Origin of the sequence: Ruegeria alba (assembly GCF_022321465.1) — a bacterium.
GTDB classification, from domain to species: domain Bacteria; phylum Pseudomonadota; class Alphaproteobacteria; order Rhodobacterales; family Rhodobacteraceae; genus Ruegeria_B; species Ruegeria_B alba.
In genome coordinates, this window is sequence record NZ_JAKOEM010000014.1 from 28,674 (window position 1) to 42,160 (window position 13,487).

Below are 13,487 nucleotides of genomic sequence, written 5' to 3' on the forward strand. Positions count from 1 at the left end.
GGCCCGGATTCCCGGACGAGACCCCTTGCCGGAGCCTTACCAAGATCAATTGCTGCGTATGCAAAGCCTCTTGATTCGGAACGCTCCGCGCCAGCGATAGGCCGGCCCGTTCAACCAGGTCACAGCAGGAAGTTCGGTTTTGCCAGCAGGTAAGGATAGAGGTATGAGCCTTTGCGACCACGCGCGAGGAGACATGGACGATTTGAACTATACCACCCTTCTCGAGGGGATCGCGGCAGGGATGCTCGCCACCGCCGACAAGGGCCGTGTCGCCGATTACATCCCCGAACTTGCCTCGGTTGACCCTGAGCAGTTCGGCATCGCGCTGGCCCTGGCCGACGGTCGATGCTTTGCCGCGGGACATGCGGATACGCCGTTCTCCATCCAGTCGGTTTCCAAGGTCTTCACCCTTGCGCTGGCCCTCGGTCGACTGGGAGACAGGCTTTGGCAGCGGGTCGGTCGGGAACCGTCCGGGCTGCCCTTCAATTCCATTTTGCAACTCGAACACGAGGGCGGCATACCCCGCAACCCCTTCATCAACGCGGGGGCGCTGGTGGTTACCGACGCCATTCTTGCCGGCCATCAACCCCGAGAGGTTCTGGGCGAGATCCTGCGTTTCGTGCGGGCTGCCGCGGATGATGAGAACATCCATATCGACGAGTCCGTGGCGCGCTCTGAAACCGATCATGGCCACCGCAACATGGCCCTGGCGCATTTCCTCGCGGCGCATGGCAACTTCGTCAACAGCCCGGACCTGACCTGCGGCACCTACTTCCACCAATGCGCGATAGAAATGACTGCGCGCCAGCTTGCCCTGGCCGGCCGGTTCCTTGTCGGGGGGCCGGCCGCACCCTCACTGATCTCGCGCCACAGCGTGCGCCGGATCAACGCACTGATGCTGACCTGTGGCCACTATGACGGGTCTGGCGACTTCGCCTATCGCGTCGGCCTGCCCGGCAAGAGCGGTGTTGGCGGCGGCATTCTGGTCATTGCGCCCGGTCGCGCCTCGATCGCGGTCTGGTCACCCGGGCTGAACCCACATGGCAATTCCGCTCTTGGCACGCTGGCGGTCGAACATCTGGCGCGGGCGACGGGCTGGTCGATCTTCGGTTAGGGCGACGCCAAACCACCGCCATGGAACGCAAAACCCCGCAGGATCGCTCCTGCGGGGCCTTTTCTTGCTCAGACGTCGGTCAGGACTTAGTTGTCGCCCTTCAGCGCCGCGCCCAGGATATCGCCCAGCGATGCACCCGAGTCGGACGAGCCGTACTGTTCCACGGCCTCTTTCTCTTCGGCGATCTCGCGCGCCTTGATCGACAGGCCCAGACGGCGGGTCTTGCTGTCCACGTTGGTGACGCGCACATCGACCTTGTCACCGACCGAGAAGCGCTCGGGGCGCTGATCGGCACGGTCACGCGACAGGTCGGAGCGGCGGATGAAGGATTTCATGCCTTCGTATTCCACCTCGATGCCGCCATCCTCGATCGCGGTGACGTTCACGGTGATGATCGAACCGCGCTTAACGCCGCCAACGGCCTCGGCGAACTTGTCGCCGCCAACCGATTTGATCGACAGCGAGATGCGTTCCTTGTCGATATCGACTTCGGAGACGACGGCCTTGACCATGTCTCCCTTGCGATAGTTCTGGATCGCGTCTTCGCCGCGCTCGTCCCAGGACAGGTCCGACAGGTGAACCATGCCGTCGATGTCGCCCGGAAGGCCGATGAACAGACCGAATTCGGTGATGTTCTTGACCTCGCCCTCGACCACGGTGCCCTCGGGATGGGTCTCGGCAAAGACTTCCCACGGGTTGCGCATGGTCTGTTTCAGGCCCAGCGACACGCGACGCTTGGCGCTGTCGATCTCCAGAACCATGACTTCCACTTCCTGGCTGGTCGAAACGATCTTGCCGGGGTGGACGTTCTTCTTGGTCCAGGACATTTCCGAGACGTGCACCAGGCCTTCGACGCCCGGCTCCAGCTCGACGAATGCGCCGTAGTCGGTGATGTTGGTCACGCGGCCGGTATGCACCGATTCCAGCGGGTACTTGGCACCGACCAGATCCCACGGATCTTCTTGGAGCTGTTTCATGCCCAGGCTGATACGGTGGGTGTCCTTGTTGATCTTGATCACCTGGACCTTGACGGTCTCGCCGATGTTCAGGATCTCGTTGGGGTGGTTGACGCGACGCCATGCCATGTCGGTGACGTGCAGCAGGCCGTCCACACCGCCCAGGTCAACGAACGCACCGTATTCAGTGATGTTCTTGACCACGCCGTCGACGGTCTGACCTTCGGTCAGGTTGCCGATGACTTCGGCGCGCTGTTCGGCGCGGCTTTCTTCCAGGATGGCGCGGCGCGACACGACGATGTTGCCACGGCGACGGTCCATTTTCAGGATCTGGAAGGGCTGCTTGAGACCCATCAGCGGGCCGGCATCGCGCACCGGGCGCACATCGACCTGAGAGCCGGGCAGGAAGGCCACGGCACCGCCCAGATCGACGGTAAAGCCTCCCTTGACACGACCAAAGATCGCGCCTTCGACGCGCTGGTCGTCGGCATAGGCTTTTTCCAGACGGTCCCAGGCCTCTTCGCGGCGGGCCATCTCGCGCGAGATGACAGCTTCGCCACGGGCGTTCTCGGCGGCGCGCAGGTAGACTTCGACCTCGTCGCCAACGGCAATCTCAGGGGCCTCGCCGGGATTTGCGAATTCTTTCAGTTCGACGCGGCCTTCCATCTTGTAGCCGACATCGATGATGGCCTGGCCCGCTTCGATCGCGATGACCTTGCCTTTGACAACCGATCCCTCTTCGGGGGTGTCCATTTCGAAGCTTTCGTTAAGGAGGGCTTCGAATTCCTCCATGGATGCGTTAGCCATGCGGCGTTGTTTTCCTTTTCAGTTCGGTTTTGCTGGCCGAGCGGTTGTCTCCGCCGGTCTTGTTTGATGTCCGCCGGGGCGGCACGGATTGGTCAGACGATCCGGTCTTGTCACCACAAAACAAAGAGGGCCGGATACTCCCGACCCTGCCCGTCTCATTCTTTTATGGCTCAAATCGCCTTATCGACGTGCGCTCTATAGGGGGTTCGGCACCGAAGCGCAAGATCGTTTGCCGGTCACCCCGTGTTATTCCTTTGGAAATAACGGGCCTGCCTCTAGCATGGCCTGACCGGGCAGCGCCCGGCTTCAGGGGGAGAATTTCAGATGACCATTATCAAGAGCAGATTCGAGGACGTCGCCCTGAGCGACAAGACCGTCACCGAACGGGTGTTCGAGGGGATCGACCCAAAGATGACCATCCTGATCGATGGACCCAGCGGACGAAGCTATAGCGGCGCTCAGTTCATCCACGCGGTCAAGGCCCTGGCCGGGGGGCTGACCGAGCGCGGGATGGGTGCGGGCACTTGCGTCGGACTGATGCTGCCGAACCTTCCCGAATACTGCATCGCATTTCACGGCGTCGCCTGGGCCGGCGGCACCATCACCACGATCAACCCCACCTATACAGCGCCCGAAGTGCATCATCAGCTGAACGATGCCAGGGCCACGGTTCTGGTGACGATACCCGCGTTTCTGGACACCGCGCGGGCCGCGATCGAGGGGACCGGTGTCGACCGAATCGTGGTGGTCGGAGAGGCGCCAGAGGGCATGCTGTCATTCGGCGAGCTGATGGGCACACCGCTTGAACAACAAGTGCCGGTCGACGTGTCCGAGCATGTGGTGGTCCTGCCCTATTCTTCGGGCACCACCGGGCTACCCAAGGGCGTGATGCTGACGCATCGCAATCTGGTGGTGAATATCGACCAGACGCTGTTGCCCGCCGATTTGCGTCCCGGCGAGATGACCACCGCCTTTTTGCCATTCTTCCACATCTACGGCTTGCAGGTGCTGATGAACATTTACCTGACCGGCGGTGGCGGCCTGGTGACGCTGCCGCGCTTCGATCTGGAGCAATATCTTGACTGCGTGTCGCGCTACCGCACACCTCGACTGTGGATCGTGCCACCGGTCGCCATTGCGCTGGCCAAGCATCCGGTAGTGGCCAATTACGATCTGTCCTGCGTCGAACAGGTGTTCTGCGCCGCCGCCCCGCTGGGCCGTGACGTGGGCGAGGCGCTGGGGGGACGCATCAGTGCAAAGGTGAACCAGGGTTATGGCATGACCGAGCTCAGCCCGGTCAGTCATGTCTCGCCACGTGGAGAGGGCAAGCCGGGCGCCTCGGGCGTGGCGATATCGAACACCGAATGCCGCATCGTCGACCCCGAGACCGGCGCCGACCTGCCGCTGGATGAAGATGGCGAATTGTGGGTACGGGGGCCACAGGTGATGAAGGGATACCTCAACAACGAGGCCGCCACCCGCGCCACCATCGTCGAGGGCGGCTGGTTGCGCACTGGCGACATCGCCCATTTCGACGAGGACGGATTCCTTTATATCACCGACCGGCTCAAGGAACTGATCAAGTACAAGGGATTCCAGGTCGCTCCGGCCGAGGTCGAGGCGGCATTGCTGACTCACCCCGCCATCGCGGATGCGGCGGTAATCGGCGCCCCCGATGAAGAGGCGGGCGAGGTGCCGCTGGCCTTCGTCGTTGCGGCGGCCGGTCAGGCGGGGCCAAGCCTGGCCGAGGTGCAGGCGTATCTCGACACCCGGCTGGCGCATTACAAGCAGGTGCGCCAGTTGCAGGTGGTGGACGAGATCCCGAAATCTGCCTCGGGCAAGATCCTGCGTCGGCTGCTGCGGGACGCGCAGGGCAGGCAAACCTGAGGAAAGGGGCGACCAGACATGGCAGAGCCGCTCAATCTTCTGGTGATCGTCTCGGATGAGCATCGCAAGGACGCGATGGGATGCGCAGGGCATCCCATCGTCAAGACACCCAACCTGGATGCGCTGGCCGCGCGCGGCACCATGTTCGAGGCCGCTTATACCCCCTCGCCCATGTGCGTGCCGACCCGGGCGGCGCTGGCCACCGGCAACTGGATCCACAGGACCGGCCATTGGGACAGCGCCACCCCCTATGCCGGACAGCCACGCAGCTGGATGCATGACCTGCGCGATGCCGGGCGCGAGGTCGTTTCCATCGGCAAGCTGCATTTCCGCTCATCCGAGGATGACAACGGGTTTTCGCAGGAGATCCTGCCAATGCACGTGGTGGGTGGTGTGGGTTGGGCCGTGGGTCTGCTGCGCAAGAACCCGCCCACCTATGACGCCGCCGCCGAGCTGGCGGCCGATGTCGGTGTCGGCTCCAGCAGCTATACCGAGTATGACCGCGCCATCACCGCCGCGGCCGAGACCTGGCTGGCCGACCCGGCCCGGCAAGAGCAGCCCTGGGCCGCCTTCGTGTCGCTGGTCAGCCCGCATTACCCGCTGACCTGTCCCGAGGAATGGTCCACGTTCTACGATCCAGACGACATGGACCTGCCCGTGGGCTATGGATTGGGCCTGCCGGATCATGCCGAATTGCGCAACATCGGCGGGTTCTTCAATTATGACGCCTATTTCGACGAACAGAAGATGCGCGCCGCCAAGGCCGCCTATTATGGCCTCACCTCCTTCATGGATGATTGCGTGGGCCGGGTACTGGCCGCGCTTGAGTCCAGCGGACAGGCCAAAAACACCGTGATCCTCTATGTTTCCGACCATGGCGACATGATGGGGGACCAGGGTTTCTGGACCAAACAGGTTATGTACGAGGCCAGCGCCGGTGTGCCGATGATTGCCGCCGGCCCGGGCATCCCCGCCGGGCACCGGGTATCGACCTGCACCAGCCTCACCGATATCGCCGCAACCGCGCGCGAGGTGTGCGGGTTAGCGGCGCGCGCGGACCTGCCCGGAGTGTCACTGCGTGCTATCTCCACTGCGCCAGATGATCCCGAGCGGGCCGGGTTCAGCGAGTATCACGACGGCGGCTCCCGCACAGGCACGTTCATGCTGCGTTGGGGGCGCTGGAAATACGTGCACTACGTCGGCGAAGCCTCTCAGCTTTTCGATCTGGATAGCGACCCGCAGGAACTGGTGGACCTTGCCAAACACGCGTTGGATGACCCCGAAATCCGGGCCGCATTGCTCGAGGGAGAGCATCGCCTGCGCCTTATATGCGACCCGGAAGCTGTAAATACCCGCGCCTTTGCCGACCAGCGGCGGCGGATCGCGGAATTGGGCGGGGAAGAGGCCTGCCGCAATTCTTATGTTTTCAACCACACCCCCACACCGCAAGAAGGCAGCGCGCTCTGACATCGTATTGATGCGCGCTTGCGGCAGGCGGCCGTTTTCCGCGCCGGAAAACGGCCCGGAAAAATTTCATTTTTCCGGCACCCTCTCTGTCATGACCGCGTGAATACCGGCCGTGGCGAAGGCGATCAGCCGATCGGTGTCGGCCTCCCCCGCGCCGGGGCTGAGCGTATCCAGGCGCCAGGCTGAATACACATGGGCCAGCATCGCCGAGACCGCATAGATCTGCCCCATTGCCGCCCGCCCCGGCACGGCCCCGGGGTAGAGCGCCGCGATCTCGTCAATGAACTGCTGCGCGGTAGGGTCGAAACACTCTGCCGCCAGCGTGCTCCAGCGTGGATCGGCAGAGACATGCGCCAGCAGCCTTCCATAGGCGACCCAATGCGGCCCGCCCTCCTGGGCCAGCGTCACATAGGGCCGGATAAAACAATCAAGGATGGTCGCCAGATCAAGGGGCCCTTGCGCACGCGCGCCCTCGAGTGCCTCGACACGGATGCGCGACAACGCACCGGCACGGCGCGCGACCACAAGCCGAAACAGCTCTTCCTTGCTGCCGCCGTGATGCGCCACCAGCCCCCCCTGCACCCCTGCGGCCTTGGCGATGTCGCGAATCGACGCGCCCTCGAATCCGCGCGCGGCAAAGAGCTGCTCTGCCGCATCCAGAATACGGGCCCGCGTCTGCAAGGACCGCGCCGATGGCGCCCTTTGCCGTTGTTTTTCCAAAACAAACATCTCCCTTGCAAATTATCTTGCCTTATTTTGAACACTCGTTCAACTTAAGAACGACGGGAGGACGCAGATGATCGAAACGCGCGACAGATTTGCCCTGATCGGGGCAGGTCCGATGGGCTTGGCCATGGCCAAGGTGATGCTGGAACAGGGCATCGCCTTTGACGGGTTCGAGCTGCATTCGGATGTGGGCGGGCTGTGGGATATCGATGGCCCCCGCTCGACCATGTACGACAGCGCGCATCTGATCTCCTCCAAGCGGATGACCGAATTCACCGACTTCCCGATGGAGGACGCGGTCGCCGAATACCCCTCGCACCGCGAGCTGAAGCGGTACTTCAACGCCTTCGCCGACCATTTCGGGCTGCGCGAGCATTACCGCTTCGGGGCCGAGGTGCTGCGGTGTGAGCCGCTGGGTGGACCGGGTGACGGATGGCGTGTCACATGGCGCGACGCAGAGGGAGAGCATGCGGAAACCTATGCCGGGGTGATGATCGCCAATGGCACGTTATCCGAACCCAACATGCCGGAGTTCAAGGGAACATTTGACGGCGAACTGATCCATTCCTCGGCCTACCGCCACCCCTCGCAATTCGATGGCAAGCGGGTGCTGATCGTGGGGGCGGGCAATTCCGGCTGCGATATCGCGGTGGACGCGATCCATCACGGGGTGATGTGCGACCTGTCGATGCGGCGCGGATATTATTTTGTACCGAAATACGTCTTTGGCAAACCGGCCGATACGCTGGGCGGCATGATCAAGCTGCCGATGTGGCTGAAACGGCGGGTCGACGGGATGATCCTGAAATGGTTCGTGGGCGATCCGCAGAAATACGGGTTTCCCAAGCCCGACTACCAGCTTTACGAAAGCCATCCGGTGGTCAATTCGCTGGTCCTCTATCACGCGGGCCATGGCGATTTGCGCATCCGTCCCGATATCGACCGTCTTGACGGAAGCCGGGTGATCTTTGCCGATGGTTCGAGCGAGGAGTATGACATGATCCTCGCCGCCACCGGCTACAAGCTGTTTTATCCATTCATCGACCGCAGCCTCCTGAACTGGCAGGGCGATGCGCCGCATCTTTACCTGAACGCCCTGCACCCCGAGCGCGACGACCTCTTTGTGCTGGGGATGATCGAGGCCAGCGGTCTGGGCTGGCAGGGCCGGCATGAACAGGCCGAGATGGTGGCGCGTTACATCACCGGGCTGCGCGCGGGAAACAAGGCCGCCGAGGAACTAAAGGCCGCGAAATCGGCAGGCTTTGAACGGGCGACCGGCGGCATGAACTACCTCAAGCTGGCGCGCATGGCCTATTACGTGGACAAGGCCACCTATCGCGGCGCGGTGACCGGATGGATCAAGCGGCTGAAGGATGCGCGAGCATGACCGGCATCGACGATATCCTGCTGAATTTCTCGCCCGCCTCGCTGACGCTGCTGAACGCGATCCTGGCGGTGGTGATGTTCTCCATCGCGATCGACCTGACGATTGAGGATTTCCGCCGCTTGTCGCACGGCCCGAAACCCGTGCTGGTGGGGCTCTTCTCGCAATTCGTGCTGCTGCCGGTGCTGACCTTTGCGCTGGTCTGGCTCACCGCGCCACACCCGTCGATTGCGCTGGGCCTGATTCTGGTGGCGGCCTGTCCCGGCGGCAATATCTCCAACTTCATCACCCACCGGGCGGGCGGCAACGCGGCGCTCTCGGTGTCGATGACCGCCTTTGCCACCGTGGGCGCCATCGTGATGACTCCCGCGAATATCGCGCTGTGGGGAAGCCTGTATCCCCCCACCCGCGCCATCCTGCAAGAGACCCATATCGACCCCGTGCAGATCGCCGTCACGGTCGGGTTGATGCTGATCCTCCCACTGATACTGGGCGTGACGTTGAACATGCGCCGCCCTGCCCTGACCGCGCGGCTGCGGCGGCCGCTGCAACTGCTGTCGATGGGCATCTTCATCGCGTTCATCATACTCGCTCTGGCTGCAAATTGGGGGTACTTCCTGAGTTTCGCCGGAGCTGTCGCCGGGCTTGTGATCCTTCACAACGGCCTGGCTCTGGGGGGCGGCTGGGTTGTGGCCACTCTGACCCGGCTGTCCCCTTACGACCGGCGCGCGGTGACGATCGAAACCGGCATTCAGAACTCGGGCCTCGGGCTTGTGCTGATCTTTGCGTTCTTCAACGGGCTGGGCGGCATGGCGGTCGCGGCAGCATTCTGGGGGATCTGGCATGCGATCTCGGGCCTTGGGCTGGCGATGCTCATGGCGAGGACCGAGGCGGCCCGATGAACCGCATCCTGATTACCGGTGCGGCGGGCATGGTGGGGCAGGCGTTGTTGGCCGAACTGTCTGGTCAGCAGGTCTTTGCCACCGATCTTGCGCGGCCCGATCCGCTGCCCGAGGGCATGACCTATTTCAAGATGGATGTGACAGGCGATGACCCTGACCGGGTCATTGCCAAGGTGCGGCCGGATGTGGTCATTCACCTCGCCTCTATCGTGTCACCCGGTGTGGCGCGCGAGGTTGCCCATCGCGTCGACGTCGGCGGCACGCGGGCGGTGCTGGACGCCTGTCTGGCGCATGGGGTGCGGCGGCTGGTGGTCACTTCCTCGGGCGCTGCCTATGGCTATCACGCCGACAACCCGGTGCCGCTGCGCGAAAGCGACCCGCTGCGCGGCAATCCAGAGTTCGCCTATGCCGATCACAAGCGCCAGGTCGAAGAGATGCTGGCCGAGGCACGCCAGGGCGCGCCGCAGCTGGAACAGGTGGTGCTGAGGGTGGGAACGGTTCTGGGCGCAGGCACCGAGAACCAGATCACCGCCCTCTTTCACAAACCCCGCCTGCTGGCGGTGCGCGGATCGGAAAGCCCGTTTGTCTTTATCTGGACCCGCGATCTGGCCCGTATTCTGGCGCGGGCGGCGGGCGAAGGGCCTGCGGGTATCTATAACGTGGCGGGCGACGGGGTGATGGGGGTCAGTGACCTTGCACGCGTCCTGGGCAAGCCGGTGCTGCGTCTGCCCGCGCAGGCGCTGAAGGCGGCGCTGGCGGTCGCACGCCCGCTGGGCCTGTCGCGCTATGGGCCCGAACAGGTGCGGTTCCTGCAATACCGCCCGGTGCTGGCCAATGACGCACTGAAACAGGTGTTCGGCTATGTGCCTGAGCTGACCAGTGACGAGGTCTTCGACCTCTGGCGGCGCGAGGCGGGTCTTTGAAGCGGGCGGTGATCTCAGGGGGAGCGGGCGGGCTGGGCCGGGCGCTGTCGGATGCGCTGCAAGCGCGCGGCTGGCATGTAACGCTGCTCGACCGCGATATCTCGACCATCGAGCCCGGCGAGACCCAGCGCGTCATTCAATGCGACCTGACCGATCCCGGTCAACTGGCCGCCGCCTGTACTGCGGCGGTCGGGGGACGAGGGGTGGACCTGGTCATCTATAATGCCGGCATCACCCAGATCGGCCTGTTTGCCGACAGTGACGAGGCCAGTCACCGCCGGGTTTTCGAGATCAACTATTTCGCCGCCGTAAACATGGCCCGCGTTATGATCGACCCGGTGCGGCAGGCACGCGGCACCCATCTGGCAATCTCCTCGGTGGCGGGGTTCGCGCCGCTCTACAGCCGCACCTCTTATGCCGCGTCCAAACACGCGCTGGAGGGGTTTTTCAAATCGTTGCGGTCCGAGGAGCGCGCGCATGGGGTGGCGGTGCAGATCGCGGCCCCGTCCTTTGTGGCCACCAATCTGGGCAACCCGCAGGCGCAGCCCGATGGCATCGCCCGGCCCGGCTCGGCCACCGACGGGATGGATTACATGACGCCCGAGGCGGCGGCGGCGACCATCCTGCGCGGTCTCGACCGGGGTCGCGACATGATCCCGGTGGGCCGGGTGGCGCGACTGGCCTGGTGGATCAATCGGCTGTCGCCGGGCCTCTATCAACGGCTGATGGAAAATAAAATCGGACGCGGCTGAGAATTTTCCCGGCACCCCTCTTGACCTTCCCGTGACTGGAAGCCCCATCTGAGGGGTGATCAGAGGACAAGGACGAGTCGCATGTCAGCACAAACCACATCGCTGAAGATCACGGGCATGAGCTGCGCGGGATGCGTGGGCCGGGTGGAGCGCGCCTTGCAAGCGGTTCCGGGGGTTGCCGGGGCTTCGGTCAACTTCGCCACCAAGACAGCGCAGGTCCACCATGACGGCCCGGTCGCCGCGCTGACCCAAGCGGCGGCTGACGCGGGCTATCCGGCCGAGGTGTCGGAAACCACGCTGGATGTCGAAGGGCTCAGCTGCGCCTCTTGTGTGGGCCGGGTGGAACGGGCGCTGAGCGCCGCACCGGGCGTCGTCGAGGCACAGGTAAATCTGGCCACCCGCACCGCGCGGGTCAGCTATGTCACCGGCAGCACCGATCCGGTTGCGCTGGCGGCGGTATCGACCGCCGCGGGCTATGCTGCCCGCCCCGCAGGGGGCGCCGAGGACGAGGGCGAGGAGCCCTCGGACGAGGCCGCGGTGCTCAAACGGCAAACCCTGCTGGCCGTCTTGCTGGCGCTGCCCGTTTTCCTGATCGAAATGGGCGGGCACATGATCCCCGCCCTGCACCACTGGATCCTGGCGACCATCGGCCAACAGGCCAGCCACCTGATCCAGTTTGCGCTGACCACGGTATTGCTGCTTGGCCCCGGTCGGGTGTTCTATGCCAAGGGTTTCCCGGCCCTGATGCGCGGCGCCCCCGACATGAATGCTCTGGTCGCATTAGGGACCGGGGCCGCCTATGGGTTTTCTCTGGTCGCGACCTTCGCCCCCGGCCTGCTGCCCAACGGCACCGCCAATGTCTATTACGAGGCCGCCGCCGTCATCGTGGCACTGATCCTGCTGGGCCGCTGGCTCGAGGCGCGGGCGCGCGGGCGCACCGGTGCCGCCATCGAGGCCCTGGTGGGGCTGCAACCCCGCCATGCGCGTATCGAACGCAAGGGACAAGCGGTAGAGGTGGCCATCGCCGACATCCAACCGGGCGACACGCTGGTCATCCGCCCCGGAGAGCGTATTCCGGCAGACGCGCTGGTGCTGGACGGCCAGAGCCATGTTGACGAAAGCATGATCACCGGCGAGCCGGTTCCGGTGACCAAATCCGCCGGCGACACGCTGGTGGGCGGCACCGTAAACGGGGCCGGCGCCCTGCGCGCACGCGCTGAAAAGGTGGGCGCCGACACCGTGCTGGCCCAGATCATCCGCATGGTGGAACAGGCGCAGGGCGCCAAGCTGCCGATCCAGTCGGTGGTGGACCGGATCACCCTGTGGTTCGTGCCCATCGTGATGGGGGTCGCGGCGCTGACGGTGCTGGTCTGGCTGATCTTCGGCCCCTCGCCCGCTCTGGCCCACGCCCTCGTCGCAGGTGTTGCGGTGCTGATCATCGCCTGCCCCTGCGCCATGGGACTGGCCACACCGACCTCGATCATGGTGGGAACGGGCCGGGCCGCCGAACTGGGCGTGCTGTTCCGCAAGGGCGACGCGCTGCAACGGCTGCAAGAGGCGAAGGTGATTGCCTTCGACAAGACCGGCACGCTGACGTTGGGGCGGCCGGAACTGACCGATCTGAGCCCCGCCGAAGGGTTTGACCGTGATGGCGTATTGCGGCTGGCAGCAGCCGTCGAGGCGCAGTCGGAACACCCGATTGCCTCGGCCATTGCCCGCGCGGCCAAGGGCGACGTGCCTGCGGTGGACCGGTTCCAGAGCCTGACCGGGCTGGGCGCCCGCGCCACGGTCGAGGGCCAGGACGTGCGGGTCGGCGCCGACCGGCTGTTCGCCCGCGAAGGTATCGACCTGGGCTCGCTGGCCGAAATCGGGGCGGGCTGGGCCGCAGAGGGCAAGACGCCGCTTTATGCCTCGGTCGGTGGCCGTGCGGCGGCGGTGCTGGCGGTCTCGGACCCGGTGAAACCCGGCACGGTCGAGGCCATCGAGCGGTTCCACCAGATGGGGTTGAGCGTGGCCATGATCACCGGCGACAACACCCGCACGGCACAGGCGCTGGCGGCGAAACTGGGTATCGACGCGGTCACAGCCGAAGTCATGCCCGAGGGCAAGGTCGCGGCGTTGGATGCGTTGCGGGCGGATCATGGCGCGCTGGCCTTTGTCGGTGATGGCATCAACGACGCCCCCGCCCTGGCCCATGCCGATATCGGCATCGCGGTCGGCACCGGCACCGATGTGGCCATCGAGGCCGCCGATGTGGTGCTGATGTCGGGCGATCTGCGCGGCGTGGCCAACGCGCTGGAGGTGAGCCGTGCCACCATGCGCAACATCCGCCAGAACCTGGGCTGGGCCTTTGGCTATAACGTGCTGCTGATCCCGGTGGCAGCGGGCCTGCTCTCTCCGTTTGGTGGGCCGATGCTGTCGCCGGTGCTGGCGGCGGGCGCGATGGCCTTGTCGAGCGTCTTTGTCGTCACCAACGCCCTGCGCCTGCGGCGGGTACGGGCCGCCCTGCCTGCCGCGCGGCAGGATGCGGCCCTGACCCCGGCCACAGCGCCCGCCCCGGCAGAGTAAG

10 protein-coding genes are annotated in these 13,487 nt (G+C 64.6%); 8 read left to right on the top strand and 2 right to left on the bottom strand.

The window, feature by feature from the left end:
• Positions 1-193 precede the first annotated feature (193 nt).
• On the top strand, positions 194-1,114 hold the full coding sequence (locus tag MB818_RS14875; protein ID WP_234167263.1) for a glutaminase: 921 nt from the start codon (positions 194-196) through the stop codon (positions 1,112-1,114).
• A gap of 86 nt (positions 1,115-1,200) precedes the next feature.
• Here the strand turns inward: MB818_RS14875 and rpsA are convergent, their stop codons facing one another.
• A complete protein-coding gene (rpsA, locus tag MB818_RS14880; protein WP_234140043.1) occupies positions 1,201-2,877 on the bottom strand; it encodes a 30S ribosomal protein S1 in 1,677 nt (558 codons plus the stop codon).
• Between the two features lie 324 nt (positions 2,878-3,201).
• On the opposite strand from rpsA, the gene MB818_RS14885 reads away from it, so the two are divergent.
• A complete protein-coding gene (locus MB818_RS14885; protein ID WP_238905590.1) occupies positions 3,202-4,764 on the top strand; it encodes an AMP-binding protein in 1,563 nt (520 codons plus the stop codon).
• A gap of 18 nt (positions 4,765-4,782) precedes the next feature.
• Positions 4,783-6,231 (top strand): sulfatase family protein, encoded by a 1,449-nt coding sequence (locus tag MB818_RS14890; RefSeq protein WP_238905592.1) that lies wholly within the window; start codon positions 4,783-4,785, stop codon positions 6,229-6,231.
• Positions 6,232-6,297: 66 nt separating this feature from the next.
• On the opposite strand, the gene MB818_RS14895 is transcribed toward MB818_RS14890, so the two are convergent.
• Complete coding sequence (locus tag MB818_RS14895; RefSeq protein ID WP_234217154.1) at positions 6,298-6,912, bottom strand: TetR/AcrR family transcriptional regulator; 615 nt, start codon at positions 6,910-6,912, stop codon at positions 6,298-6,300.
• Between the two features lie 115 nt (positions 6,913-7,027).
• Here MB818_RS14895 and MB818_RS14900 point away from each other — a divergent pair, with 115 nt between their 5' ends.
• The 5 genes from MB818_RS14900 to MB818_RS14920 all read left to right on the top strand — a co-directional run bounded on the left by MB818_RS14900 (position 7,028) and on the right by MB818_RS14920 (position 13,486).
• Positions 7,028-8,344, top strand: coding sequence for a flavin-containing monooxygenase (locus MB818_RS14900; protein ID WP_238905594.1), 1,317 nt, complete (start codon positions 7,028-7,030; stop codon positions 8,342-8,344).
• Positions 8,341-9,243, top strand: coding sequence for a bile acid:sodium symporter family protein (locus MB818_RS14905; protein ID WP_234177963.1), 903 nt, complete (start codon positions 8,341-8,343; stop codon positions 9,241-9,243). The genes MB818_RS14900 and MB818_RS14905 overlap by 4 nt, the downstream gene beginning before the upstream one ends.
• Positions 9,240-10,166, top strand: a complete 927-nt coding sequence (locus MB818_RS14910) for an SDR family oxidoreductase (protein ID WP_238905596.1) — start codon at positions 9,240-9,242, stop codon at positions 10,164-10,166. Before MB818_RS14905 ends, MB818_RS14910 begins: the two co-directional genes overlap by 4 nt.
• Before the next feature lie 8 nt (positions 10,167-10,174).
• Positions 10,175-10,918: an SDR family NAD(P)-dependent oxidoreductase gene (locus tag MB818_RS14915; protein ID WP_234237747.1), complete on the top strand. Its 744-nt coding sequence runs from the start codon at positions 10,175-10,177 to the stop codon at positions 10,916-10,918.
• An 81-nt stretch (positions 10,919-10,999) separates the two neighbouring features.
• Positions 11,000-13,486, top strand: a complete 2,487-nt coding sequence (locus MB818_RS14920) for a heavy metal translocating P-type ATPase (protein ID WP_238905597.1) — start codon at positions 11,000-11,002, stop codon at positions 13,484-13,486.
• Position 13,487: the final 1 nt, after the last annotated feature.

Bases quoted from the DNA above. Each gene is read 5' to 3' on its own strand.
- MB818_RS14890 (WP_238905592.1), top strand. From the start codon at position 4,783: ATGGCAGAGCCGCTCAATCTTCTGGTGATCGTCTCGGATGAGCATCGC.
- MB818_RS14905 (WP_234177963.1), top strand. From the start codon at position 8,341: ATGACCGGCATCGACGATATCCTGCTGAATTTCTCGCCCGCCTCGCTG.
- rpsA (WP_234140043.1), bottom strand. From the start codon at position 2,877: ATGGCTAACGCATCCATGGAGGAATTCGAAGCCCTCCTTAACGAAAGC.
- MB818_RS14885 (WP_238905590.1), top strand. From the start codon at position 3,202: ATGACCATTATCAAGAGCAGATTCGAGGACGTCGCCCTGAGCGACAAG.
- MB818_RS14920 (WP_238905597.1), top strand. From the start codon at position 11,000: ATGTCAGCACAAACCACATCGCTGAAGATCACGGGCATGAGCTGCGCG.
- MB818_RS14875 (WP_234167263.1), top strand. From the start codon at position 194: ATGGACGATTTGAACTATACCACCCTTCTCGAGGGGATCGCGGCAGGG.
- MB818_RS14900 (WP_238905594.1), top strand. From the start codon at position 7,028: ATGATCGAAACGCGCGACAGATTTGCCCTGATCGGGGCAGGTCCGATG.
- MB818_RS14910 (WP_238905596.1), top strand. From the start codon at position 9,240: ATGAACCGCATCCTGATTACCGGTGCGGCGGGCATGGTGGGGCAGGCG.